General features: G+C 62.3%; 22 protein-coding genes. 11 read left to right on the top strand and 11 right to left on the bottom strand.

The window, feature by feature from the left end; all coding sequences use genetic code 11:
• Positions 1–26 precede the first annotated feature (26 nt).
• The 3 genes from ACQ4WO_RS04360 to ACQ4WO_RS04350 form a co-directional block, all read right to left on the bottom strand.
• Entirely contained in the window at positions 27–635 is a 609-nt protein-coding gene (locus ACQ4WO_RS04360) for a chemotaxis protein CheB (protein WP_436480368.1), read from the bottom strand.
• 1 nt (position 636) lies between these two features.
• On the bottom strand, positions 637–1,461 hold the full coding sequence (locus tag ACQ4WO_RS04355) for a CheR family methyltransferase (protein WP_436480367.1): 825 nt from the start codon (positions 1,459–1,461) through the stop codon (positions 637–639).
• Positions 1,462–1,584: 123 nt separating this feature from the next.
• Positions 1,585–2,571: an aldo/keto reductase gene (locus ACQ4WO_RS04350; RefSeq protein WP_436480366.1), complete on the bottom strand. Its 987-nt coding sequence runs from the start codon at positions 2,569–2,571 to the stop codon at positions 1,585–1,587.
• A gap of 89 nt (positions 2,572–2,660) precedes the next feature.
• Between ACQ4WO_RS04350 and ACQ4WO_RS04345 the strand changes: the two genes are divergently transcribed.
• Positions 2,661–3,551, top strand: a complete 891-nt coding sequence (locus ACQ4WO_RS04345) for a LysR family transcriptional regulator (RefSeq protein WP_436480365.1) — start codon at positions 2,661–2,663, stop codon at positions 3,549–3,551.
• Positions 3,552–3,619: 68 nt separating this feature from the next.
• Positions 3,620–4,129, top strand: coding sequence for a free L-methionine (R)-S-oxide reductase MsrC (locus ACQ4WO_RS04340; protein WP_436480641.1), 510 nt, complete (start codon positions 3,620–3,622; stop codon positions 4,127–4,129).
• Here the strand turns inward: ACQ4WO_RS04340 and ACQ4WO_RS04335 are convergent, their stop codons facing one another.
• Both ACQ4WO_RS04335 and ACQ4WO_RS04330 read right to left on the bottom strand, forming a co-directional pair.
• Positions 4,130–4,717, bottom strand: coding sequence for an O-methyltransferase (locus ACQ4WO_RS04335; protein ID WP_436480364.1), 588 nt, complete (start codon positions 4,715–4,717; stop codon positions 4,130–4,132).
• Between the two features lie 38 nt (positions 4,718–4,755).
• On the bottom strand, positions 4,756–5,646 hold the full coding sequence (locus ACQ4WO_RS04330) for a DMT family transporter (RefSeq protein ID WP_436480363.1): 891 nt from the start codon (positions 5,644–5,646) through the stop codon (positions 4,756–4,758).
• Between the two features lie 101 nt (positions 5,647–5,747).
• Here ACQ4WO_RS04330 and ACQ4WO_RS04325 point away from each other — a divergent pair, with 101 nt between their 5' ends.
• Together ACQ4WO_RS04325 and ACQ4WO_RS04320 are read left to right on the top strand one after the other, a co-directional pair.
• The gene (locus ACQ4WO_RS04325) at positions 5,748–6,527 is read left to right on the top strand and encodes an AraC family transcriptional regulator (RefSeq protein WP_436480362.1); all 780 of its coding nucleotides are present in this window, start codon (positions 5,748–5,750) and stop codon (positions 6,525–6,527) included.
• An 80-nt stretch (positions 6,528–6,607) separates the two neighbouring features.
• Positions 6,608–9,070 (top strand): tetratricopeptide repeat protein, encoded by a 2,463-nt coding sequence (locus ACQ4WO_RS04320; protein WP_436480361.1) that lies wholly within the window; start codon positions 6,608–6,610, stop codon positions 9,068–9,070.
• Between the two features lie 120 nt (positions 9,071–9,190).
• Here the strand turns inward: ACQ4WO_RS04320 and ACQ4WO_RS04315 are convergent, their stop codons facing one another.
• From ACQ4WO_RS04315 to ACQ4WO_RS04300, 4 genes are all read right to left on the bottom strand, one after another.
• Entirely contained in the window at positions 9,191–9,841 is a 651-nt protein-coding gene (locus ACQ4WO_RS04315) for an FABP family protein (protein WP_436480360.1), read from the bottom strand.
• 78 nt (positions 9,842–9,919) lie between these two features.
• Positions 9,920–10,444: a hypothetical protein gene (locus ACQ4WO_RS04310; RefSeq protein ID WP_436480359.1), complete on the bottom strand. Its 525-nt coding sequence runs from the start codon at positions 10,442–10,444 to the stop codon at positions 9,920–9,922.
• A 2-nt stretch (positions 10,445–10,446) separates the two neighbouring features.
• On the bottom strand, positions 10,447–11,250 hold the full coding sequence (map, locus tag ACQ4WO_RS04305) for a type I methionyl aminopeptidase (protein WP_070260327.1): 804 nt from the start codon (positions 11,248–11,250) through the stop codon (positions 10,447–10,449).
• Between the two features lie 17 nt (positions 11,251–11,267).
• Entirely contained in the window at positions 11,268–11,867 is a 600-nt protein-coding gene (locus ACQ4WO_RS04300) for a TetR/AcrR family transcriptional regulator (RefSeq protein ID WP_072455223.1), read from the bottom strand.
• 132 nt (positions 11,868–11,999) lie between these two features.
• On the opposite strand from ACQ4WO_RS04300, the gene ACQ4WO_RS04295 reads away from it, so the two are divergent.
• The 7 genes from ACQ4WO_RS04295 (at position 12,000) to ACQ4WO_RS04270 (ending at position 20,722) form a co-directional block, all read left to right on the top strand.
• Entirely contained in the window at positions 12,000–12,428 is a 429-nt protein-coding gene (locus ACQ4WO_RS04295) for a MarR family winged helix-turn-helix transcriptional regulator (RefSeq protein ID WP_436480358.1), read from the top strand.
• Complete coding sequence (locus ACQ4WO_RS04290) at positions 12,425–14,185, top strand: chloride channel protein (RefSeq protein WP_436480357.1); 1,761 nt, start codon at positions 12,425–12,427, stop codon at positions 14,183–14,185. The genes ACQ4WO_RS04295 and ACQ4WO_RS04290 overlap by 4 nt, the downstream gene beginning before the upstream one ends.
• A 156-nt stretch (positions 14,186–14,341) precedes the next feature.
• The gene (locus ACQ4WO_RS04285) at positions 14,342–14,983 is read left to right on the top strand and encodes a class I SAM-dependent methyltransferase (RefSeq protein ID WP_436480356.1); all 642 of its coding nucleotides are present in this window, start codon (positions 14,342–14,344) and stop codon (positions 14,981–14,983) included.
• A 165-nt stretch (positions 14,984–15,148) separates the two neighbouring features.
• A complete protein-coding gene (locus tag ACQ4WO_RS04280) occupies positions 15,149–15,511 on the top strand; it encodes a hypothetical protein (RefSeq protein WP_436480355.1) in 363 nt (120 codons plus the stop codon).
• Positions 15,512–15,661: 150 nt separating this feature from the next.
• Positions 15,662–15,973, top strand: coding sequence for a bleomycin resistance protein (locus tag ACQ4WO_RS28110; RefSeq protein ID WP_495542768.1), 312 nt, complete (start codon positions 15,662–15,664; stop codon positions 15,971–15,973).
• Between the two features lie 296 nt (positions 15,974–16,269).
• Positions 16,270–17,784: an AMP nucleosidase gene (locus ACQ4WO_RS04275; protein WP_436480354.1), complete on the top strand. Its 1,515-nt coding sequence runs from the start codon at positions 16,270–16,272 to the stop codon at positions 17,782–17,784.
• A 484-nt stretch (positions 17,785–18,268) separates the two neighbouring features.
• Positions 18,269–20,722 (top strand): TonB-dependent receptor, encoded by a 2,454-nt coding sequence (locus ACQ4WO_RS04270; RefSeq protein ID WP_436480353.1) that lies wholly within the window; start codon positions 18,269–18,271, stop codon positions 20,720–20,722.
• A 134-nt stretch (positions 20,723–20,856) separates the two neighbouring features.
• Here ACQ4WO_RS04270 and ACQ4WO_RS04265 read toward each other — a convergent pair whose 3' ends face one another.
• Both ACQ4WO_RS04265 and ACQ4WO_RS04260 read right to left on the bottom strand, forming a co-directional pair.
• Complete coding sequence (locus ACQ4WO_RS04265; protein WP_436480352.1) at positions 20,857–21,327, bottom strand: cyanophycin metabolism-associated DUF1854 family protein; 471 nt, start codon at positions 21,325–21,327, stop codon at positions 20,857–20,859.
• A gap of 2 nt (positions 21,328–21,329) precedes the next feature.
• Positions 21,330–23,612 carry a cyanophycin metabolism-associated ABC transporter gene (locus ACQ4WO_RS04260; RefSeq protein ID WP_436480351.1) on the bottom strand — a complete coding sequence of 761 codons (2,283 nt, stop codon included), beginning with the start codon at positions 23,610–23,612 and terminating at the stop codon, positions 21,330–21,332.
• Between the last annotated feature and the right edge of the window lie 325 nt (positions 23,613–23,937).

Genomic DNA, 23,937 nt, shown 5'->3' with positions numbered 1-23,937 from the left:
TATTACACGCACTACACCACTCCCATTCACTTGTGTTCGCCATCGCCGAGCAATGCCAGGCTGGCGGCCATTTGCGGCAAATCGAGCACGCGGTCGGCACCGGCCAGCTTGAGCGCGGCCGCCGGCATGATGCCACAACTGGCCCGCTGCGGGTCTTGCACCCAAGCACTACCGCCCAGCTGCCGCACGCGCGCCAGGCCCGCCGCGCCGTCGGCCGAGGCGCCCGTCAGGATAATGGCCAGCATGGCGCGCCGGTATGCATACGCGGCCGTTTCCAGCAAGACATCGATCGACGGGCGCGAAAAATACACGGGCGCTTCCTGCGACAGGGAAAAACAACCATCGGGCTCGACTTGCAGGTGGTAGTCGGGCGGGGCGAAATACACGGTTCCGGCCTGCAGCGGTTCCTTGTCCTGCGCTTCGCGCAAGGGCAGCGCGCAGCGCGCCGCGTACAGATGCGGCAACTGGCTCGAGCGGCCTGGCGCCAGATGCAGCACCACCACGACGGCCGCGCGGCAGGTGGCGGGCAAGGCGCGCAGCACGATGCCCAGCGCTTCCACGCCGCCGGCCGAGGCGCCGATGGCGATCAGGCGCAGGCCGGCGGGCGGTGGCGCGACGTCGCAGCTTGGCAGCATGTCAGGCACGCTGGAAGATGCGTTCGGCCGGGCTCAGCTCGTTGAAGCTGTCCGCATGGCGGCTGAAATGCAGGCTTTCCTTCATGCCCAAGCCCAGGAAGCCCCGGTTCACCAGCGCTTCGCGGAACAGGCCCAGGCTGCGGTCCTGCAAGTCTTTATTGAAATAAATCATGACGTTACGGCAGGAAACCATGTGCACCTCCGAAAACACGCTGTCCGTCGCCAGGCTGTGGTCGGCGAAGACGAACTGGCGCCGCAAGCGCCGGTCAAAGATGGCGCCCTTGTAGGCGGCCGTGTAATAGTCGGACAGCGAGCGCTTGCCGCCCGCCAGCTGGTAATTCTCGCTGAACTGGGCGATGCGCTCGACCGGATAGATGCCCGCTTCGGCGGCGGCCAGCGCTTCCACATTGATGTCGGTCGCGTAGATCATGCTGCGCTCGAGCAAGCCCTCTTCTTCCAGCAAGATGGCCAGCGACCATACCTCTTCGCCGCTGCTGCAGCCGGCCACCCATATCTTGATCGAGGGATAGGTGTGCAGGATGGGCACGACTTTTTCGCGCAGGGCACGGAAATACGCGGGATCGCGGAACATCTCGCTCACTTGCACCGTAAAAAACTGCAGCATCTGCGCGAACATGGCTGGCTCGTGCAAGATGCGGTCCTGCAATTGCGACAGGCTGGCGCAGCCGAAGCGCTCCATGGCCTGGCGCATGCGCCGGCGCAGGGACGCCACGGAATAATCGCGGAAATCGTGCTGATAGCGCAGCAGTATTCCCTCAAGCAATAACTTCAGTTCTATATCGAAAATATCGTCATCTAACAACATCCACCTCATCGGATACCTGACCGTTGAACACGGTGCAACCTGCCAAATGCTAGCAGATCGTTGGCGATTATCCTGCAGAGAAAGTTTCAGTTAGGTACGCTGGCGTACACTCACGCGTTTTTTTCAGGCATCCACGCCCTTCATGCCTTCCTCCGTATAGCGCGCGCCTGCCGCCATACCCAAGGGAAAGGCCGCATTCATCGCCGCCAGTTCCGTCCCGTCCAGCCGCACGGCCAGCGCGCCGAGGTTGTCGTGCAGGTAGGCGATGCGCTTGGTACCGGGAATGGGAATGATGTCGTCGCCTTGCGCCAGCAGCCAGGCCAGCGCCAGCTGGGCCGGCGTGCAGCCTTTTGCGCGCGCGATGTCCTTGACCTGCGCGACGATGGCCTGGTTGCGCGCCAGGTTATCGGCGGCAAAGCGGGGATTGAACTGGCGAAAGTCGCCCGCATCGAGACTGCTCGCATCGGCAATGGCGCCCGTCAAAAATCCCCGGCCCAACGGACTGTAAGCAAAGAAACTGGCGCCCACGTCGCGGCAGGCGGCCAGCACGCCCTGCTCCGGTTCGCGCGTCCACAGGGAGTATTCGCTCTGCACGGCCGCCACGGGGCAGATGGCCGCCGCGCGCCGCAAGGTGGCGGCGCTCACTTCGCACAAGCCCACGGCGCGAATCTTGCCCTCTTGCCGCAGTTGCGCCAGCGCGCCCATCGATTCCTCCAGTGGCGTCTCGAGGTTCAGACGGTGCAGGTAAAACAGGTCGATGCGCTCCACGCCCAGGCGCGCCAGCGACGCTTCGCATGCCTGGCGGATGTAGGCGGGGGAATTGTCGACGCGGCGCGCATAACTGCCCGCCTCGCGCGCCAGGCCGCACTTGGTGGCGACCAGGGCCTGGCCGCGATGGCTGGCCAAAAAGCGCCCCAGCAATTGCTCGTTGTGGCCGAAACCGTAGGCGTCGGCCGTGTCGAACAAGGTCACGCCCGCCGCCAGGGCCGCTTCCAGGGTGGCCAGGGATTGCGCCTCGTCCGTGGCGCCATAGAATTCCGACATGCCCATGCAGCCCAGGCCCAGTGCCGAACTGGTCAAACCGCTATTGCCGATGCGTCGCTGTTGCATGCTGCTCTCCTCAGTTGTTGACTCGATGCCGCCAGTCTGGACCGCGCAGGCTGGCAAGGGAATGCCCGATTTCGTGATACCTTTCTGGTATGAGAACCCTCGATACCCACGCATTGACCCTGTTTTGCGCCGTCGCCCGCTGCCTGAACTTTCGCCAGGCGGCAGAGCAATTGCACATGACCCAGCCGCCATTGTCGCGCGCCATCAAGGGGCTGGAAGACAAGCTGGGCGCGCGCCTGTTCGAACGCGACACGCAAGGCGTGACCTTGACGCAAGCGGGCAGCACCCTGCTGCCGCAGGCGCTGCACATCCTCGATTTGCTCGATATGGCGCAGCAATCGCTGCGGCAAGACAGCGCACCCGCGCGCCTGCGCCTGGGCCTGACGAGTTCCGTGGCGGCCGGCCTGTTCCGCCCGCTGCTCGCGGCGCTGGAGGAGCAACTGGGCAATATTCGCCTGGAATTGACGGCGGCGCCGTCGCCGCGCCTGGTCGCGGCCGTGCGCAAGGGCCAGCTCGATGCGGCCCTGCTTGCGCTACCCAGCGCCACGTTCGAACTGGCCGTGCAGCCGCTGGCGCGCCAGCCCATGATGCTAGCCCTGCCCGCCGGTCACCGGCTGGCGAAGAAGCGCAAGCTGAGCCTGCTTGATATCGCTCAGGAATCCGTCTACTGGTTCGAACGGGCGCGCCAGCCCGCCTTCTTCGACCATTGCCAGCAAGTGTTCCGCCGCCACAACTTCGCGCCGCATTTCCTGCGCGAAGCGCCAGACCACCATGTGCTGCTCGGCGACGTGGCGGCCGGCAAGGGCATGGCCCTGCTGGCCGACTCGTTCCGCGCGCTGCGCATGGATGGCGTGGCCTACCGGCAACTGGCGGAGGGTGAGGAATTGGCGGCCGGCATCGGCCTGGCCTGGCAAGCCGATCGCGGCCATGCGGCCCTGCCCCTGCTGCGCCAGCTGGCGCAGGAACACCTGAAAAAGTAAGGGCCGCGCGCGGATGCGCCAGACGCGCTACCATGTCGCCTTCCCCATTTTCAAGCGCCACCACGACCATGACGTTTACCATCAGCGACGCCGCCTACGGCACCGATACCCCCGCCGCCAAGCAAGCCATGTATGCGGACTTGCGCTCGCAGCTGCAAGGCTTGCTGTCAGGCGAGAGCGATTTCATCGCCAATACGGCCAACTTCAGTTCGCTGGTCTTCAACACCATGCCGGGCCTCAACTGGGCCGGCTTTTATTTCCTGAAAGGCGAGGAACTGGTGCTGGGTCCGTTCCAGGGCAAGCCGGCCTGCATCCGCATCAAGAAGGGACGCGGCGTGTGCGGCACCACCGTGGTGGAAGGCAAGTCCATCGTCGTGCACGATGTGCATGCGTTTCCCGGCCACATCGCCTGCGACGTCAATTCCCGTTCGGAACTGGTGGTGCCCGTGTTTTCGAATGGCCAGATCATCGGCGTGTTCGACCTCGACAGCCCGCTCGTCAGCCGCTTTGACGACGTCGATGCGCAAGGCGTGGAGTCCTTGGTGCGCGTGCTGGAAGCGGCTATCGTTGCCGAATAATCAGTTGCCCGCCTTGACGGCGATGAATTCGCCCTTGCCGACCGTGGCCAGGCAGGTCGTGTAGCGGCTGTCGGCGCGGATGGCTTCGATGAAGCCGGCCATGTCCGCGTAGTGCGAACTGGCGTTGTCGACCACCAGCACGCCGCCGGCCGCCAGGGCGCGGTCCAGCTGCGGCCACCATTGCGCGTATTGCTGGCGCGCAGAATCGAGGAAGATGAAATCGTAGGCGCCGTCCGCCGCATCGCGCAGCACGTCGCCCGCGTCCGCCAGCAGCTGGCCGATCACGCCCTGCAATTGCGCGCACACAAAGTTGTCGTGCGCCATGTCGAACTTGTCCTGCGCCTTTTCCACCGTCACCACCTTGCCACCCAGCGCCTGCACGGCGCGCGCCAGCCACAAGGTGGAATAGCCATTCGAGGTGCCGATTTCCAGCACCCGCCGGGCGCCGCGCGCGTGCACCATCACGGCCAGCAATTCGCCCGTGTCGCGCGTGATGTTGAGCATGCGGCTGGCGCGCGCCGTGTGCACCGCATCATTGGTGTTACCGAATGCTTCGAGTTCACTCAACAGAGTATCGATGCTGGGCATGGCGTCTCCTTGTTCAAAACACCAGCATAGCAAAAAAACTAGGCGCTGGCGCGGCGCAGCGGACGTTTCAAATACTGCACCATCACCACGCCCAGCAGGGTCACGCCGCCACCGATGACGTCGTAGCTGTGCAAGGTTTCGCCGAGGAACAGCATGGCGATGATCACCGTGAACACGGGCAGCAAATTCATCAAGGTCGTCGCGCGGCTAGGCCCCAACTTGGCCAGGCCGTGCATCCACAAAAACGGCGCGATGATGGAGGCGGGGATGCCGGCAAACAGCACCAGCGGCAAACCGGCGCCGGTGACGGGTGGCGCGGACTGGCTCAGGTAATACACGAACAGCACGGGCACGGCGCACCAGACCTGGATCAGCAGCGAATGCCAGTTATTCAGCGGAATTTTCCAGCGCTTGAGCAGCACGCCATAGCCCGCATACGACAAACACGCCAGCATCATCAGGGCGTCGCCCACGGCCGCGCCATGGGCGAGCAGGGCGGCCGGGTCGCCATGGCTGAGCAGGTAAGCCAGTCCCAGCAGCGACACGAGGCCGCCAAACACGCCGCCCACGGTGGGCGCCTCGCCCAGCAGCAGCACGGACAGGCCGACAGCCAGCAAGGGCATCATGGAAGCGAGGATGCCCATGTTGGTGGCCGTCGTCGTTTGCGCCGCGATGTAGGCCAGGCACTGGTACATGACCATGCCCAGCATGCCCAGCACAAACAGTTTGCCCAGATACGGTTGCACCACGGCCCGCTGCTTCCACACGCCGCGGCCAAACACGAGCGCCAGCAGCACGCCGGCCAGCAGCCAACGGTAGAACGAGATGGCGGCCGGATCGATCACGCCGACGGCCATCTTGCTGACGATGGTATTGATGGCCCAGATCAGCACGGCGATCACGGGCAACAGATAGTGCTTCACTTGCATGCGGCGTACTCCAGTATTCAAGACCGCCATTTTCGCATGGTCCGATTCCATGGATATAATGCATAGCGGACAATCGATGCGAAGAACAGGACAAAGACGCCATGGCCAGCAACCAGCATTTCCCCGCCGTTTCCGACGCCCTGCCCTATCCCGTGTATTTCCGCCTCGACGATTACCGCGCGCACCAGCAATTCGATTACCAGAGCCATCCTTGGGGACAGCTCACGTATTGCTCCACGGGCGTGATGGAAATCATGGTCGCGGGCCAGCGCTACCTGTCGCCGCCCCAGTACGCCGTGTGGATACCGCCCGAGACTTTGCACGACGGCTATATCCGCCAGGATGTCGTGTTTCACTCGGCCTACATCGATGCCAGCCTGTGCGCGCAGCTGCCCGCCCAGCCATGCGCGCTGGTCCTGAGTCCCTTGCTCAAAGCCATACTCGGCGACTTTGCCGGGCGCCACGTCACCACGCCCGCCACCGAAGCCGACCAGCGCCTGGCGCAGGTGCTGGTCGACCAGCTGCAACTGGCGCCGTGCAGCCGCAACTACCTGCCCGGCAGCGACGAGCCCGTCATCGCGGCGCTGCTGGCGGCCCTGCAGGCGGAGCCCGGCAGTAACCGCTCACTGGCCGACTGGGCCGCGCAATTGCACGTAACGGAGCGCACCCTGGCGCGCCGCTGCCAGCGTGAACTGGGCATGCCGTTCGGCGAATGGCGCCAGCGCCAGCGCTTCCTGGCCGCCCTGCCCCTGCTGGAACGGGGCGACACCGTGCAGGCGATCGCGCTGGAACTGGGCTACAGCACGGCGTCCGCTTTCATCGCGATGTTTCGCCGGCAAAGCGGCGGCACGCCCGACCAGTTCCGCCGCGGCCTGCGCTGAAAAAGCGCACCGGCGCTATCCGCTTTGTCATATGGGGATGCTAAAATTCAAACATCTTTCCAGAGAGCAAAAGGACGCGCATGAACCCCAGCACCGAGACGGCCACCGATACCCAAGGCAACGAGGACATGCCCCAGGCATCAGCAACGTCCGTGACGGCGCCAGCGCCCATCGAGCTCGACAAGGAAGAGATACCGACGGTGCTGGGCAAGCTGCGCACCCTGGTGCAGGACAAGACGCGTTTCGAGCCGCACGACATCACGCCGCTGGACGAGGAAGACGTGCTGCAGGAGTTTTCGCTGCAAGCGAACTACGCGCTCGAGGCGCGCTTCGAGCAGCGTGTCATCAATGGCTATTTCACGCCAGCGGGTAATGACTGCCGCTGTGGCTCGCACGAGGTGGGAGCGCTCGCTCACGCGCAGGAGAAGGAACGGCTGCGCCGCGCGGCGGGCAAGCTCGACAATGTCTTGCGCCAGCCAGGCCAGGCTTACAACGGCGTCGAGGCGGGCGTCTACCTGCCGCACGCCGTCAAGTACTGGCACCTCGATACCTGCAGCAACTGTACCGGCCGCGGCCGCATCAACTGCCACACCTGCTATGGTGCGACAACGGAAACATGCTGGAACTGCCACGGCGGACGCACCGTCGGCTGCGACGCGTATGGCTGCTACGGCAGCGGCAAGGTGTCGTGCTCGTATTGCAGCGGCAGCGGCACGGTGTCCGAGCAAGTCACCGACTACATCACGGTGCAAGTGCCCACTACCACCTACAGCAACGGCAGCTCGCACACCAGCTACCACAGCGAAACGCGGCCCCAGTACCGCACCGAATACCGTTCTTGCTACCATTGCAGCTACGGCAAGGTCAGCTGCAACACTTGCCACGGTTCCGGCAGCATCAATTGCGGCACCTGCCGCGCCAGCGGCAAGGTCACGTGCCGCACCTGCAGCGGCGTGGGCGATTTGCGCTGCAACCCGTGCGACGGCTCCGGCAAGGTGGGCAAGGCGGCCTGGGTCGACGTGCACGTGGCGCCCGGCTACAGCGTCAGCCTGCCCAAGCAGGCGCCCGACGATGCGCGCCGCATCCGCGACAAGGAGAGCGTGCACTCACTGGCAGCCATTGCCAGCAGCCTGACCCTGGCGAAAGTGAGCATTTACAATGAAGACCAGCCGCAGGAGGTCGACGCCCTGTATGCGGCCAAGCTGCGCATCGTGCGCCTCGATGCATCGTGCAACGCGGAAAAGCACCACCTGGTCGCATACGGCACGGACTTGCGCTGGCTGACCCTGGACGACATCGTGGAAAAGCTGCTGCGCGGCGACCTCAAGGCACTCAGCGACGCGCTGGCCGGCAGCGCCGACGACGGCCTGTTCTCGGCCCACGTGCAAGGTTTGTTGACGCCGCTGCGCGACGTGGCCGCCTCGGAACTGAATGCGGACGTGATCGAGTCCGTCCTTAGCGGCGACGCGGACCATGCCCACGTCGATGTCGTCTCCACCGACTATGCCAACAATGTGCGCACCTGCGTGCTCGGCGCCCTGCGCCAGGTCTACACGCGGCTGGCCAAGCAATTCTGGTGGAAAAGTGCGCTGGCCGCGCTGGCCGCCGCCATCGCCACATGGTTCTTCGCAGGACGCGGGGCGGCCGCCGTCGCAGGCCTGCTCGTCACGGGCGCCGGCTACTGGCTGTTCAACCGCAAGGTAAAAAACGTGCTGAGCGAAGCGCTGGGCGGCGAGCAGCAAGCCGAACGGGCCATGGGCATCGCCGGCAAGGGACGCCGCAACCAGCTGGCGCAAGTGCTGATCCTCGCGCCCGCCACTCTGGCCGTGCTGGCCGCCAGCTATGGCTTGCCCGTGCGCGTGCGCCCGGCTGGTCCACAGCCGCAAACGGCCAAGGCGTCAGCGCCCATCGCGCCCCATGCGCCAGTCCCAGTGCCGCCAGATGCGAGCAGCGCCAAGGCCGTCAAGCTGTACGAAAATGGCGACAAGGTACAGGCGCTGGCCATGCTGGAAAGCCTGGTCGGCAAGGGCGACGCCGGCGCGTATGGTCTGTATGGCTGGATGCTGCTGATGGGCGAAGGCAAGCCCGGCCCCGTCGCCGCGCCGACGGCGCAGCAGCGCGAAGCGCGCCAGGTGGCCGCCAAGCCCCTGATCGGCAAGGGCCTCGTGAAAAACGACAGCTATGCGCTGACGGCGAAAGGCGTGATGCTGGCCGAAGGCTGGCAGGAACCGCGCAACATGGCGCGCGGACTCGACTTGCTGAAACAGGCCGCGAACAAGGGCAATGCGCAAGCCATGCATTTATTGGGGCTGTACCACGTGCGCGGCTACCAGATTCCCGTCAACCACAAGGAAGCGCGCAAATGGTTCACCCTCGCCGCCGACAAGGGCAGCGCGGGCGACATCTACAACCTGGGCCTGATGGACTGGGAAGGCGCTGGATTAAAACGCCCCGACCGCGCCAGCGCCATGCAGCGCTGGAAGATCGCGGCCGCCATGGGCGAGGAGCGTGCGATCAAAGCCGTGGCGCAAGGAAAACCCTAGAACCCTGACAAAACCGTAGCGAGCGGAAGGAAGTTGTGGTCGAGAAGCGCAACTGTACGGAGGTACAGTGAGCATCGCAGGCCACAAATTACGACGCGCAGCAGGTTTTGACAGGTGCTCTCAAGAGGCGGCTGCCGCCAGCGCCTGCAGCGCCATCGGGTTCGGCGTCGGTTCGGCGATTTTCGTCAGCAGGTTGCGGTCCGTGTGGTGGAACGGTTCGTCCTTGCCGCGGATGAGCATGACCGTGTCCTCGTCGTAGCCCCACGTGCCATCGGCGTGGATATCGACCTTGATCCGGTATTCGACGGTGGTGAACGCGTGTTCGAGGAAAGGGTTCGAACAGATGCCGTAGGCCGTCGAATCGCGCTTGGCCACCAGTTCGAAACTGGTGGCGTCCGCCGTCGTCGTGCCGGACGCCATGGCGATCTGGCCGCGCGGGATGGCCAGGGTCTGGATCACGGCGCCCGTGGCCGGCTCCCACAGCCAGTAGCCCACCTGCTCATGGTATGTCTTGACTTGATCCGGCTTGGTGATGTGGATGTAGTAGCGCAAGCCGTAGAACAGTTGCGGGCCGTTGGTGACGGGGTCGATCGGCTGCAGTTCGATGCGCTCGACGAAGGCCTGCTTGCGCGGGCCGTCCGCTTTCGGCTTGACGTCCAGGCCGCGCGTACCCGTCCAGATACCGGCCATGCCCGTCAAGGGGCCCAGGTTGTTCAGGGTGTGCACGTCGGCGGACGGCTCGGTGTAGATATCTTCGGGAAAATCGCTCATGCGGAAGTCTTCAAAATGGGGCAACAGTGCTTGCCGCCATTGTAAGACGCGCGCCCGCCGGCGGCAAAGCGCCAGCCGTCAGGGAAACTGCGTAGTGTGGCGCTCGATGAACAGCAGGGCCGCGGCGGCCAGCGCCGGGCGCTGCGTGTCAAACACGGCTGCATCGCGCGTTTGCAGCAGATTGGCGGCCACCTCGGGCAAGTCCAGTGCGCTGGTGATGAACGCCGCCACCGCGTCGATATTCGCGTACAGGGCGCTGTCGTAGCCTTCCCAGTCCACATAGGCCAGCCACTCGGCCAGCATCACCATGCCAGCGACGGGCGGCGCCAGGGCCGCGATGCGCTCCGCGCGCAGCACGCTGTCACTGGCGATGCCTTCCTGCTGCAGCACGGCCAGCGCCACGTGCTGCAGCGCGTCTTCCGGATCGCGCCGGTACTTGTTCAGCAGACGCTGCGTCAGCGTATAACGTTCGGCGTCGATGCCGCGCAAGGCGGCCGCCACGTCGTCATCATGCAGCGCCAGGTGGCGCGCCGCGCAAGCGACATCCACGCCGGCTTTCGCGGCGACGATATCGGTGAGCTGCTGCCGGCGCGCGTCATCCATGCTTACACCAGCGGCTCGGTCGAACCGGTCAGGGTAAAGATTTCAAAGCCCGTTTCCGTGACGGCCAGCGAGTGCTCGAACTGCGCCGACAGCGAGCGGTCTTTCGTCACCGTCGTCCATTTGTCCGGCAAGACTTTGACCTGGTAGCTGCCCACGTTGAGCATCGGTTCGATCGTAAAGATCATGCCCGGTTCCAGCACGATGCCCGTGCCGGCGCGGCCGTAATGCAGCACTTGCGGCGTGTCGTGGAAGACCTGGCCCACGCCATGACCGCAGAAGTCGCGCACGGAGGAAAAGCCCTGCGCCTTGGCTACCGCTTCGATGGCGGCGCCCACGTCGCCGAGGGTCGCTCCGGGACGCACGGTGTGGATGCCGGCCATCATGGCGTCATACGCCGTGTTGACGAGGCGGTTGGCCAGGATGGAGACGGCGCCCACCTTGAAGGTGCGGCTGGTGTCACCGAACCAGCCGTTGAACTTCGGCGTCACGTCGATATTGAGGATGTCACCCACTTTGAGGATCTTGGTCTCGGACGGGATGCCGTGCGTGACCACGTGATTGACGGAGATGCAGCTGGCGTGCTTGTAGCCGTGGTAGTCGATGGTGCCGGGGATGGCGCCGGCCGCGCGCATGAATTCTTCGCAAAGGGCGTCGAGTTTGGCCGTCGAGACGCCCGGTTTGACGAAGGGCGCGATGTAGTCGAGCGTGTCGGCGGCGATGCGGCCGGCCGCGCGCATGCCGATGAAACCTTCTTCGTCGTGCAGCGGGATTTTCTTGCCGTGTTCAAGCTGGGTGGAATAGCGCATGGGGATTCTTTTCTTTGTTAGTGTGAGGTGGTGTGGGCGGCCCAGCCGCGTACGGCATCGTGCGAGGCGCGCAGCATGGCGTCGACGCTGGCCGGTATCGGCCGCTCCTGGGTCAGATAAGGTTTGACGACGGCCACGGGCGCGTCGATCAGCACGAATTTGAGCAGCATGTGATCGAGGTCCAGCTCCGCGGTGGCGGGCATGGCTTCGGCACAGCGGACAAAGCAGGCGTCGAGCGCTGCCTGCTCCTCTTCCACGGCGGCCAGCAATTCCTCGCTGAGGCCACTGCTGAAATCGGGGCTGTCCGCGCATTGCAGCAGGAAGCGCGCATATACGGGCTTGCGCCGGCACCAGTCCAGCAAGCCGTGCACGCCGGCCCAGGTGTCGCCGCCGAGCCAGCGGCTGGCCACTTCCTCGCGGAAGTCGCTTTTCACGCGCAGCCAGGCGCGCGCCAGGATGGCGTTGCGCGAATCGAAGCGGTGATACACGGAGCCGATGGGCGCGCCAGCCTTGACGGCGATGGCGGCCATCGAGACGGCACCCACGCCGCACTGGGCGGCGACGGCGATCGCGCTGTCGATGAAGTTGTTTTCGTTGAATTTGGCTAGTCTGACCATTCAAATAGAATACAGATTCTATTTGAACCCGTCAAGCACCCGGCATTTTCCATCCGCCTGAAAAAACATCCAGATCAAGAAAATTACATCATGTTGTGATATATTTTGCGTCCCGTCATTGACAACGCAATCATGGCCACCGCAAAACTACCTACGCTGACCAAGGCCGATTTTTCAGCCCTGTCCGAATTTCGCTACCAGATGCGCCGCTTCGAGCGCTTTTCCGAAGACGCCGTGCAGGCCGAAGGCATCACGCCGCTGCAATACCTGCTGCTGCTCCATATCAAGGGCTACCCGGGCCGCGACTGGGCCAGCGTGGGCGAGCTGGCCGAGCGCTTGCAGGCCAAGCACCACGGCGTGGTGGCGCTGGTGTCGCGCTGCGAAACCATGGGCCTAGTCGAGCGCCAACCCAGCCAGGCCGACAAGCGCCGCGTCGAAGTGCATCTGCTGCCCGCCGGCGAAGCGGTGATGGCGCGCCTGGCCGAACGTCACCGCGCCGAACTGCTGTCGCTCGACGGCGTCTTTACCATACCCCGACTTTCACAGGACGAAACAGCATGAGCCAGCACGAGATCAAACCGCACTACGACAGCCGGCGCGACTTCGACGGCAAGGCCAGGCTGCTGCTGATCGCGGCCATTGCCGCCGTCATCGGCGCGCTGTCGACCGTCACGGCCGACCTGCTGCTGCACGCGATCCGCTTCTTTACCAATCTGTTTTTCTTCCAGACCCTGTCCACGGCCGCCACGTCGCCCGCCGACAATACGCTGGGCGCATGGGTGATTGTCGTGCCGGTCATCGGCGGCCTGGTGATCGGCCTGATTGCGCGCTATGGTTCGGAGCAGATACGCGGCCACGGCATACCGGAAGCCATCGAAGCGATCCTGTTCAAGAAAAGCACCATGTCGCCCAAGGTGGCGGTGTTGAAACCGGTCGCCTCCGGCATTGCCATCGGCAGCGGCGGCCCATTTGGCGCCGAAGGCCCGATCATCATGACCGGCGGCGCCATCGGCTCCCTGATCGCACAACACTTCCATTTGAGCGGCGCCGAGCGCAAGGCGCTATTGGTGGCCGGCGCCGTGGCCGGCATGACGGCCGTCTTCGGCACGCCGATAGCCGCCCTGCTGCTGGCCGTTGAACTACTGCTGTTCGAACTGCGTCCGCGCAGCCTGGCGCCGGTGGCCGTGGCCTGCGCGGTGGCAGGCTTCCTGCGCCCCCTGCTGATCGACAGCGGCCCCCTGTTCCCGATGCAAACGGCAGTCATGGCGCCGCTGGCGCTGGGCTCGTGCGTGATCGCCGGCCTGCTGTGCGGCGCCATGGCCTGGCTGCTGTCAACCGCCCTGTACCGCGTGGAAGACGCGTTTCACAAACTGCCCGTGCACTGGATGTGGTGGCCGGCCATGGGCGGCCTGGCAGTGGGCATCGGCGGCTACTTCCAGCCGCGCGCGCTGGGCGTGGGCTATGACGTAATCGGCGACCTCCTGAGCAATCACCTGGCCGCCAGCGCACTGGCGGCGCTGCTGCTGGTCAAAGCCATCATCTGGCTGATCGCCCTCGGTTCCGGTACCTCGGGCGGCGTGCTGGCACCCCTGCTGATGCTGGGCGCGGGCCTGGGCGCCCTGCTCGGCCCTTACCTGCCCGGTGGCGATCCAGCCATCTGGCCGCTGGTGTTCATGGCCGCCACGCTGGGCGGCATGATGCGCGCACCGGTGATGGCGGTGGTGTTTGCATTCGAGCTGACGCAGGACGCCAACGCGCTGGTGCCCGTGCTCGCTGCCGCCACCGTGGCCTATGGTTTTACGGTACTGACCATGCACCGCTCTATCCTGACCGAGAAGATCGCCCGCCGCGGCCACCATATCTTCCGCGAATACAGCATCGATCCGCTCGAGCGCCACAGCGTGGCCGAAGTGATGACCACCACGCCGGTCAGCATCGACGCCGAGGCGCTGGTAGCGGACGTGCTGGCCAGCCATTTCGGCCTGAGACAGCCGCACCGCGCCTACCCCGTCACGCGCGACGGCGCACTGGTCGGCATGCTCGACCGCGCCGCCATCGACGCCCATCCGCAGGCATATAAAGTAGGCGAACTGTATGGCGTCAATCCGCCGCTGCTGGCGCTGGGCGGCGAAACCTGCCGCACACTGGCTACCCGCCTGGCCGTGCACCAGCTCGAACGCCTGCCCGTAGTCGATGGCGAGCGCCGGCTGGTAGGCATCATCAGCCGCAGCGACCTGGTCAAACCGGCGCTGGCGCTGCACGACGAAGAACAGGAACGCCAGACCATGCGCCGGTTCTGGCCGGGCAAAGTGACGTGAGCGATTCGTGAACAATTGACGGGGTGAAATGTGGCGGTTAACGTTTACCATTCAGGTTGGTTTACAGCGATTGACGTTTTTACCCAGCCTGAGCCAAAAGCAGACGAAAGCAGTACGGAGCAAAACGATGGAGCAGACGAAATGGAGAGCTTCAGCATGGATCACATGACGGCCAAGTTTTATGAAAGCTACGTGCAACATGGCACGGTCGATTCAGAGGCATCGCACAGCGCTATCTCGAAATATTTTCAAGCTGCTTTTAAAGAAGGTGACAAGGTACTGGATGTCGGATCAGGTTCCGGCCGGGACTTGGCGGTTTTAATAAAAAACGGCATTGACGCCTATGGCATCGAGCCCAATGACTCGATGCGAACATACTCTCTGACGAAACATCCCGAACTGGCGGGGCGCGTGAAGTCTGGCCTACTACCTCTTACTCGCGTGCCATTCGGCGGACGTTTCGATGGCGTGCTGTGTAGCGCAGTGTTGATGCATATTCACGAGGACTGTTTTGTAGAGTCGTGGAAATCCATTCTGCAGGTGCTCAAGCCGACCGCGAAGGTGCTATTCTCATTACCTTCGATGCACCCTGGTTTGCTTCGAGATCGTCGTGATCGAGATGATCGCTTTTTTGAAAACCACCGCTTTGACGTTGTCAGCTCTATTTTGAAGTCTCTCGGTTTTATTGAAATAGACCTGGGTGTAGAAGTCACTTCCGTGTATCCCGACATAACTTGGACCATTTCTCTGTTCGAGTCCACGGCACCTAGTCCTGATGGCATGCGCCACCCCACCTGACGCCCATGGCCTATTTTGTCTTTGGGGCGTCATCGGTCGACTGTGAGAATTGCTGAGTTTTGCCGCTGGGCAAGCTGCTATGCTAGGGAGCGACGGCCGCGTTCGGCCAGAAGCGGTCTTTTGCAGAGCGGCGGAAACGGCTGAAACGGCGATGCTGACTATACAATGAAGAGATGTGAGCTTGAAGGTCCACTGTGTGGAGAAGGACGAGTCGTCCGACAAGCTGGCGGCATGCATCGCTACGGTCACGTAATCCTGTCAGTCGAACCGGCGCAAACGGCGCTTTCATTCGCATGGGAAGTCTCGCCTACAAGAATCCCTGAGGAATTTAAGGCAGCGGTTTACAGAGGCATCAAGGCACAATTCCAGCCTCACGCAAGGTTTGGTACATACAGCACGGAAGGTCTCCTGATTCGGATAGTAGGTGGTTCATCACATGCCATTGATTCGAACGAGGGAAGCTTTGAAATTGCGGCATCGTTGGCTTTGTTGGGAGCACTGGAACAACTGGCTCAGGGCTCGATATAAGTTAGGCGAGTGTCGGCTTCGGGCGTAAGCTGCCTTTCGTGACCGAACTAAAATTATCTTGCAACCAACGAAATGAGCCAAAATACCGATTCCGCCATACCGATACTGCCATGCCGCTCCGTCAACGCAACAACGGCGTTTTAAGGGCGGCTGGGATTCGAAGGCGGGGCGCACGAGTTCAGCCAGGACTACGCAATTTTCAAACGAGGCACCATCGAACTTCACTTTTTTACCCATGCCGAGCTGGTTCCGGCCCAGTCCTTGGCAGGCTGCCACATCCGTGTGGGCGATGTGCAAAGTCTGTATGAAACCTGCCTGGCTGTCGGCTTGCCTGATTCAGGCATCCCGCGCATACACCCTTTGGAAGACAAACCCTGGGGACTCAGGGAATTTGCCATTGTCGATCCGGATGGTAATCTTCTTCGCATAGGCGAACTCATTCAACCAGAAATAGCACCTTAACTGCACAAGCCAGCCAGCAGGTCTTTCTACAGCGCAAGCGCACCAGCAGAGTACTGACTACCCTGGACCGCAGCAAAGGCCCCTCGGGCCAAGCGGGCCTGAAAAATGTCGAGGGCCAGGCGCGGCGACGCAGACAGTACGCATGTACGGCAAGGAGCCGCAACGCCGCCATCGGCATTTTCTCAGGCCCGCGTCTCCGGCCCGCCGTTTTGCCGGCAACAAAGCCCCGCACGCACCACACAAATGCGGTGCCTGCCTTACAATGGCAAGCACGAACCGCCACAAGGAGAATCCGCTTGCTTACGCCCCCCTTCATCGCCTCCTCCCGCTTCGACGATCCACGCCTGGCGTTGGAACAAGTGCAAGCCATCTACCGCAGCAGCATCGAACACTTGCGCGATGCGCTGCAGCGCTTTGTCGCCGGCGAAGACATGCACGAACGTGTGCGTGCCTGCTACCCCTTCGTGCGCATCCAGACGGACACCGTGGCGCGCGCCGACTCGCCGCTGGCCTACGGTTTTGTCGCCGGCCCCGGCGTGTTTGAAACCACTTTGACGCGTCCCGACCTGTTCGGCGATTACTACCTGGACCAGTTCACCCTGCTGCTGAAAAACCATAACAGCGGCCAGAAGGTGCACCTGGAAGTGGGCGTGAGCGCCCAGCCCATCCCCGTGCATTTCTCGTTCGCCGAGCATGACCATATCGAAGGCAATATGGATGCGGGCCGCCGCCTGGCCATGCGCGACCTGTTCGACCTGCCCGACCTGTCGGCCATGGACGACGGCATCGCCAACGGCACGCACGAACCGGCGCACGGCGAAGCGCAGCCGCTGTCGCTGTTCACGGGCCCGCGCGTCGATTATTCGCTGCAGCGCCTGCGCCACTACAGCGGCACGTCGCCGCAGCACTTCCAGAACTTCGTCCTGTTCACCAATTACCAGTTCTACATCGACGAATTCATCCGCCTGGGCCACGCCATGATGGACCGCGCGCCCGATGCGGCCGCGCCCTCGGACGACGACGACTACATCGCCTTTGTCGAACCGGGCAACGTGGTCACGCGCCGGGTCGGCCAGACTGTCGAAAGCGAGGATGCGCTGGGCGCCGCGCCGCCGCGCCTGCCGCAGATGCCCGCCTACCACCTGCTGCGCGCGGACGGCAGCGGGATCACCATGGTCAATATCGGCGTCGGTCCCGCCAATGCGAAGACCATCACCGACCATATCGCCGTGCTGCGCCCGCACGCCTGGCTGATGCTCGGTCATTGCGCCGGCTTGCGCACCACGCAAAGCCTGGGCGACTACGTGCTGGCGCACGCGTATGTGCGCGAAGACCACGTGCTCGACGAAGACTTGCCGCTGTGGGTGCCGATCCCGCCGCTGGCGGAAATCCAGCAGGCGCTGCAAACGGCCGTGGCGGAAATCACCCAGCTGACGGGGCATGACCTGAAACACATCATGCGCACGGGGACCGTGGCCAGCACGGACAACCGCAACTGGGAATTGCTGCCGCAGCGCACGCCGGAGCGCCGCTTCAGCCAGAGCCGCGCCATCGCGCTGGACATGGAAAGCGCGACGATCGCCGCCAACGGCTTCCGTTTCCGCGTCCCCTACGGCACCCTGCTGTGCGTGAGCGACAAGCCGCTGCACGGCGAAATCAAGCTGCCGGGCATGGCCAATCACTTCTACCGCGAGCGCGTCGACCAGCATCTGCGCATCGGCATCCGCGCCGTGGAACTGCTGCGCCGCCAGGGCGTGGACCGGCTGCACAGCCGCAAATTGCGCAGTTTTGCGGAAGTGGCGTTTCAGTAATAAGCGCCTTTTTCAACCACCAGCCGCCCCTTCCGGGCGGCTTTTTTTTGTCCTACGCCCTGCCTTGTTCGCCGCCAATATTGTCACAAAAAAACCACAGCTGTCTAGACAGGCAATCAGCAAATACTGAACTTTCAATGATAATTTTACCTAATGGCAAATTTAATTTATTTAGCAATTGGAATTTAATACTTTCCTGCTTGCTACAAATAAAATTCATCCACTTTCGCTCTGCCACGTGTCCTGCATCTGAACAAATACCCGGCAGTTCTTGACAGTCAAGATCAAAAAATGGTCTGATGAATTGCAAATTTAAAATACTAAATTTGCAAACATGGTCATTTTGAAAATACTTTCAAATAGCTAAATAAAACCCTAAGGAAACTAAAGTTTCCTAGTTGGAGGATGGACAATGATTGAAAAGAAATTAAGCAAATCCTTGCGCATGATGTTTGCCGGCACTTTGGTCATGAGCGCAGGTTTCATGCACCAAACCGTCCAGGCGCAGGAAGCCAAGGCTGGCGAGGAAAAAGTGCAACGCGTGGTTGTCACCGGTTCCGCCATCAAGCGCGTGGATGCCGAGACCGCCGCACCGGTGGAAATCTATAGCAAGAAAGATATCGAGCGCACGGGCGCCACCAGCGTCGCTGAACTGGTGCGCAACCTGGCTTCCATCGACATCAATGACCAGGGCGAACTGAGCGCCAACTCGCCATCCGGTTCCGGCACCACCAACATCAAGATGCGCGGCTTGAGCGAACGCAACGTGCTGATCCTGTTGAACGGCCGTCGCCTGCCGACCAATGCGCTGGCAGACGGTTCGGGCGCGGGCGCCGCGGTCGATGTCAACTCCATCCCGCTGAGCGCGCTGGAACGCATTGAAATCCTGAAGGACGGCGGTTCGGCCATTTATGGCGCCGATGCGGTTGCCGGCGTGATGAACTTCATCACCAAAAAGAATTACCAGGGCCTGGAAGCGAAAACCAGCTACGGCCAAAGCTCGCGTTCGGACGCCAAGGAAAAGACGGCCAACCTCGTGTACGGTTTTGGCGACTATGACACCCAGGGCTTCAACGTACTGGCCACGGTCGACGTGTTCAAGCGCGATCCAATCTACCGCAAGGACCGCGACCTGACCCGTTCAGCCGACTTCCGCCGCTTTGGCGGTCCGGATGGCCGCAGCGGCTATCATCCTAGCGGCAATATCGTTGGCGGCGGCACCCTGGTGCCATGCCCACCGGACGATTTGAGCGATGGCTCATGCCGTTTCGACGTCAACAAGACCTTGCTGACCTCGACCAACGGCGCCGACCGCGTCAGCGGCATGCTGATCGGCAGCCTGAAAATCAATGACAACATTCGCGCGTTTGCGGAATTTACCTATTCCGAAAGCAAGGATGACTTCGAGTCCCAGGCCGCACCTGGCAACTTCGTGGCCAATGGCAAGACCGTTGCCGGCCGCTTCATGCAAATGGGCCCGCGCAAGACCAATCGCAAAGGCACGATGACCCAGTTCTCGACGGGCCTGGAAGGCACGACGCGCGGCATCGATTGGGACGTCGCCATCGGCAAGGGCGTCAGCAAGGCCACCAACCGCGATTCGAACTACGCGCACTACGACCTGTTCAACGAAGCGATCAAGAATGGCACGATCGACCCGACCCGCACCGACAATCCACAGGCTGCCGTCGACAAGATTCGCCTCACGCCTACACGCGCCGGCAAGTCGGAACTGACCTTCTTCAACGCAAAGGCATCTGCACCGATCATGGATCTGGCAGGCGGCGCGATGGCTTACGCTGTTGGCGTTTCCTACAACAAGGAATCGCTGAGCGACCAGCCCGACCAGAACCAGATCGATGGCCTGGTCTTCGGCAGCATCCAGCAAGCTGCAGTCAAGGCGGACCGCAATTCCAAGGGCATCTTCGGCGAACTGTCGATCCCCTTCCTGAAAAACGTCGAAGCGCAAGTGGCCGTGCGCTATGACGACATCTCGAATGTCGGCAGCAAAACCAGCCCGAAACTGGCCTTGCGCTACCAGCCGCTGAACAACCTGATGTTCCGCGGTTCGTATGCAGGCAGCTACCTGGCGCCATCGCTGAAACAGATGTATGGCGGCGTCGATGCGGGCGCCTATACGACGAACGACAAGGAAATCTGCGATGCCTTCCCTTCGATCGCCGGCAATTGCAAAAACTTCGCCTACTACCAGGTCTCCGGCTCCAACAAGGAATTGAAACCTGAAACAGGCAAGACCTACAACCTGGGCATGGTGTTCTCGCCAGTGAACTCGCTGACGGTCAGCATCGACTACTTCAAGATCGACAAGAAGAACGAGATCGGCACCCTGACGGAAACCAAGGCGATCGAGCGCGGCAACGTGGAAATCAAGAATGGCGACGCACGCATCCTGCTGAACAACCAGAACCTGGCCACCACCGAAGTGCGCGGTTTCGATACGGACCTGCGCTACACATCGCCGCAAACGATGTTCGGCAAATTCACGATCCGCAATGCGTCCACCATCTACACCCGCATGGAAACGCAGGATACGGAAACCGATCCGGTGCAAAGCACGCTGAAGACGTTCATGAATCCGAAGTACCGCAACACGTTCACTGCCAGCCTGGAAAAGGACAATATGTCCGGCTCCCTGGTCATCCGTACGACGGGCGACATGATCGACTCGGACTTGCGCCGCGACGAAATCAAGCCGGGTACCCGCACGATTCCTTCGCACACCGAAGTGGATCTGACGGGCCAGTACGTGGCAATGCAAAACCTGACCTTCACGGCCGGCATCAAGAACCTGTTCGACAAAATGCCACCGTTTAGCGCGATGGGCGCCGGCAACCAGTACGGCACCCTGGGCTTTGCCCAGCTGTACAACGTCCGCGGCCGTTACTTCTACATCGGCGCAGGCTACAAGTTCATGTAATGCAGCGCAATCCCCGGCGGCCTGAAACGGCTGCCGGTACCGCCCCTGAAAGCCGCACTCTTGTGCGGCTTTTTTCATGCCCGGCAGACGAAAAAAAACCGCTGCAGGCAGCGGTTTTCAAGTAACTCCGACGCTTACAGGAAGCGGTCGAGTATCTTGCGCGTCGTCTTGTCGATATTGAACATGTCGCGTATCAAAAAGTGGATGCCGTGGTTGTCGGCGATCAGCAGCGACGTGGCGCCGATACGGCGGATGTCTTCCTCGCCTTTCAGCACGAACTGCGTCTCGCCCCGGTCCGTATCGACATACCAGGTGCATGGCGTGGCAAAGCTGCTCACGCTTTTCACGCGGGCGATCTCGGGCATGAATTCGCGCCCTTCCAGTTCTTCCTGCAGCAGGCTGCGCGCCGGTTCCGGCAAGGCGTCGATGCGCTCGATCCACGCCACTTCCTTGCCATTGCCCAGCACCAGCGAAATGCCTTCGTCCGGCGACTGGATGGGGAAGGCGCGCACGGGCGCCACGCCTTCAAAGACCTGGCCGTCCGCGTCCGTCATCACCAGCTTGCCGAAGGTGTCGCGGCTTAATGTAAAAGTTGTACTGGCCATGCTTATTCCTTGTCATCCAGGGCGAGTTCGTTGTTGCGCGCCTGTGCTTCGTAGAGGCGGAAATAGGCGCCCTCTTTCGCCATCAGTTCATCGTGACTGCCCACTTCGACGACCTGGCCGCGGTCCAGCACCACCAGGCGGTCGGCGCGGTGCAGGGTCGACAACCTGTGCGCGATGGCGATCGTCGTGCGGCCCTGCACCAGGTTGTCCAGCGCCTTCTGGATTTCCTTCTCTGTTTCCGAGTCGACAGACGATGTCGCTTCATCCATGATCAGGATGCGCGGGTCGATCAGCAGGGCGCGGGCGATCGAGATGCGCTGGCGTTCGCCGCCGGACAAGCCCTGGCCGCGCTCGCCCACCATCGAATCGTAGCCTTGCGGCAGGCGCAGGATGAATTCGTGGGCATGCGCGGCACGCGCGGCGGCGATGATGTCCTGGCGCGTCGCGTGCGGCTTGCCGTAGGCGATGTTTTCAGCGATGGTGCCGAAGAACAGGAACGGCTCCTGCAGCACCAGGCCGATATTGCGGCGGTAGTCGGACACGGCGAACGAACGGATGTCGACGCCGTCGAGCAGAATCGCGCCTTCCGAGACGTCGTAGAAACGGCAGATCAGGTTGACCAGAGTGCTCTTGCCCGAGCCGCTGTGGCCCACAAGGCCGATCATCTCGCCCGCCTTGATGTTCAGGGTGATGCCGCGGTTGACGGCCCGGTTGCCATAGCGGAAACCGACTTCGCGCAAGTCGATGCGTCCTTCGATCTTGTTCAGTTTCACCGGTTGCGCCGGTTCCGGCACGCTCGACACGTGGTCGAGGATGTCGAAGATGCGCTTGGCGGCCGACGCCGATTTCTGCGTCACGGAGACGATGCGGCTCATCGAGTCGAGGCGGCCATAGAAGCGGGTGCTGTAGGCGATGAAGGCGGTCAGCACGCCGACGGTGATTTCGCCGCGCGACAGCTGCCAGATGCCGAAGCACCAAATGACCAGCAAGCCCATCTCCGTCAGGAAGGACACGGTCGGCGAGAACAGCGACCAGACCTTGTTCAACTTGTCGTTGACAGCCAGGTTGTGCGCGTTGGCGTCGCGGAAGCGGGCCGCTTCGCGTTTTTCCTGCGCAAACGCCTTCACCACGCGGATGCCGGGAATCGTATCGGCCAGCACGTTGGTCACTTCGCTCCACACGCGGTCGATCTTTTCAAAGCCCGTACGCAAGCGGTCGCGCACCAGGTGGATCATCCAGGCGATGAAGGGCAGCGGCGCCAGGGTCATGATGGCCAGCCACGGGTTCATCGACCACAAAATGACGCCCGTCATGATGATCATCAGCACGTCGGAAGCGAAATCGAGCAAATGCAGCGACAGGAAGACGCAGATGCGGTCGCTGCCGCTGCCGATACGCGCCATCAGGTCGCCCGTGCGCTTGCCGCCGAAAAATTCCAGCGACAGTTTCATCAGGTGCTCATACGTGGCCGAGCGCAAGTCGGCACCCATGCGTTCGGACACCAGGGCCAGCACATAGGTCTTGCCCCAGCCCAGCAGCCAGGCCAGCAGGGCCGAACCGAGCAAGCCGCTCATGTAGTACACCACCAGCCATGGGTCGATATGCTTGCCGTTTTGATACGGGATCAGCACATTGTCCATCAGCGGCGCCGTCAGATACGGTGGAATCATGTGCGCGGCCGTACTCAGCAACATCAGCATGAAGCCCAGGGCCAGCTGGCCACGGTAGGGATGGGCGAAGCGCCACAGGCGGAACAGGGTCCAGGTCGATGGCGGCGTGTGCAGCACCTTGGCGCAGATCGGGCATTCTTCCTGCTCCGGCGCCAAAGGCGCCTTGCAGCTGGGGCACACTTCCTGCTCCGCTTCCAGCACGGGCTGGCCCGTCAGGTGGCTGTCGAGGCGCTCGACGAACTGTTCCAGCACGCGGATCGCATGCAGGTTCTGGCCCAAAGTGAAGCGCCACGACGCCAGGCGGCCGTGGTCGTCGAACAGTTCCAGGTGGCCGACACCGGCGTGGTCGTGGTGCGTCAGGCGCAATCCGTGGCGGAAAGACCAACTTTTCCAGGTGGTATCGCCCGGCGAACGGGCCAGCAAACGCTTCTCGGTGACAACTATTATGCCTTTTGTGAAACGTAATCGCGCATCGAGGTCAACCTCAACGCTACTTAAAACGTTCTCCCCTGGAGAAAGGTTGCTCTCCACTTCCGCCAGCCAGGTTTCTGGCACGGTCGCCGGCAGCGATGTGAGGGGAATAGTTGTTGCAGGAACACTCAGTTCAGTTGTCATCGTAAAGCATACTCCGGCTCGAGGCCAAGCCCTTCAGGGCGGGATTTGGGGGATGGGGCAGACGCCCGATCAATGTTTGTGTACTGCGCGATGGCGAGGTGGATGCACCAGTGGCAATTTCCTGTATTGTATCGAATGGATGCCTGCCGGTAAGGAATGATGGCAAAACGGCGCAAAAAAATCAGCGTCCGTCGTACACGAGCAAGTATACAACAGCCCGCTGTTGCGCAAATGCTCCAGCTTGGCCCAGAGTCGGTATCTTTATAACAAGTACGGCAACAATTAGTAACAATTAGAATGACAACACCAGCAGAATAAGGGCAGC

This window comes from Janthinobacterium aestuarii (genome assembly GCF_051380835.1).
GTDB lineage: Bacteria > Pseudomonadota > Gammaproteobacteria > Burkholderiales > Burkholderiaceae_D > Janthinobacterium > Janthinobacterium aestuarii.
The sequence above is the reverse complement of the archived record's forward strand: the minus strand, read 5'-3'. Positions and strand labels throughout refer to the sequence as shown.

What these genes read in the sequence shown, in the direction of transcription:
- ACQ4WO_RS04360 (WP_436480368.1), bottom strand. Translation starts at nt 635, where the DNA reads ATGCTGCCAAGCTGCGACGTCGCGCCACCGCCCGCCGGCCTGCGCCTG.
- ACQ4WO_RS04355 (WP_436480367.1), bottom strand. Translation starts at nt 1,461, where the DNA reads ATGTTGTTAGATGACGATATTTTCGATATAGAACTGAAGTTATTGCTT.
- ACQ4WO_RS04350 (WP_436480366.1), bottom strand. Translation starts at nt 2,571, where the DNA reads ATGCAACAGCGACGCATCGGCAATAGCGGTTTGACCAGTTCGGCACTG.
- ACQ4WO_RS04345 (WP_436480365.1), top strand. Translation starts at nt 2,661, where the DNA reads ATGAGAACCCTCGATACCCACGCATTGACCCTGTTTTGCGCCGTCGCC.
- ACQ4WO_RS04340 (WP_436480641.1), top strand. Translation starts at nt 3,620, where the DNA reads ATGACGTTTACCATCAGCGACGCCGCCTACGGCACCGATACCCCCGCC.
- ACQ4WO_RS04335 (WP_436480364.1), bottom strand. Translation starts at nt 4,717, where the DNA reads ATGCCCAGCATCGATACTCTGTTGAGTGAACTCGAAGCATTCGGTAAC.
- ACQ4WO_RS04330 (WP_436480363.1), bottom strand. Translation starts at nt 5,646, where the DNA reads ATGCAAGTGAAGCACTATCTGTTGCCCGTGATCGCCGTGCTGATCTGG.
- ACQ4WO_RS04325 (WP_436480362.1), top strand. Translation starts at nt 5,748, where the DNA reads ATGGCCAGCAACCAGCATTTCCCCGCCGTTTCCGACGCCCTGCCCTAT.
- ACQ4WO_RS04320 (WP_436480361.1), top strand. Translation starts at nt 6,608, where the DNA reads ATGAACCCCAGCACCGAGACGGCCACCGATACCCAAGGCAACGAGGAC.
- ACQ4WO_RS04315 (WP_436480360.1), bottom strand. Translation starts at nt 9,841, where the DNA reads ATGAGCGATTTTCCCGAAGATATCTACACCGAGCCGTCCGCCGACGTG.
- ACQ4WO_RS04310 (WP_436480359.1), bottom strand. Translation starts at nt 10,444, where the DNA reads ATGGATGACGCGCGCCGGCAGCAGCTCACCGATATCGTCGCCGCGAAA.
- map (WP_070260327.1), bottom strand. Translation starts at nt 11,250, where the DNA reads ATGCGCTATTCCACCCAGCTTGAACACGGCAAGAAAATCCCGCTGCAC.
- ACQ4WO_RS04300 (WP_072455223.1), bottom strand. Translation starts at nt 11,867, where the DNA reads ATGGTCAGACTAGCCAAATTCAACGAAAACAACTTCATCGACAGCGCG.
- ACQ4WO_RS04295 (WP_436480358.1), top strand. Translation starts at nt 12,000, where the DNA reads ATGGCCACCGCAAAACTACCTACGCTGACCAAGGCCGATTTTTCAGCC.
- ACQ4WO_RS04290 (WP_436480357.1), top strand. Translation starts at nt 12,425, where the DNA reads ATGAGCCAGCACGAGATCAAACCGCACTACGACAGCCGGCGCGACTTC.
- ACQ4WO_RS04285 (WP_436480356.1), top strand. Translation starts at nt 14,342, where the DNA reads ATGGATCACATGACGGCCAAGTTTTATGAAAGCTACGTGCAACATGGC.
- ACQ4WO_RS04280 (WP_436480355.1), top strand. Translation starts at nt 15,149, where the DNA reads ATGAAGAGATGTGAGCTTGAAGGTCCACTGTGTGGAGAAGGACGAGTC.
- ACQ4WO_RS04270 (WP_436480353.1), top strand. Translation starts at nt 18,269, where the DNA reads ATGCACCAAACCGTCCAGGCGCAGGAAGCCAAGGCTGGCGAGGAAAAA.
- ACQ4WO_RS04265 (WP_436480352.1), bottom strand. Translation starts at nt 21,327, where the DNA reads ATGGCCAGTACAACTTTTACATTAAGCCGCGACACCTTCGGCAAGCTG.
- ACQ4WO_RS04260 (WP_436480351.1), bottom strand. Translation starts at nt 23,612, where the DNA reads ATGACAACTGAACTGAGTGTTCCTGCAACAACTATTCCCCTCACATCG.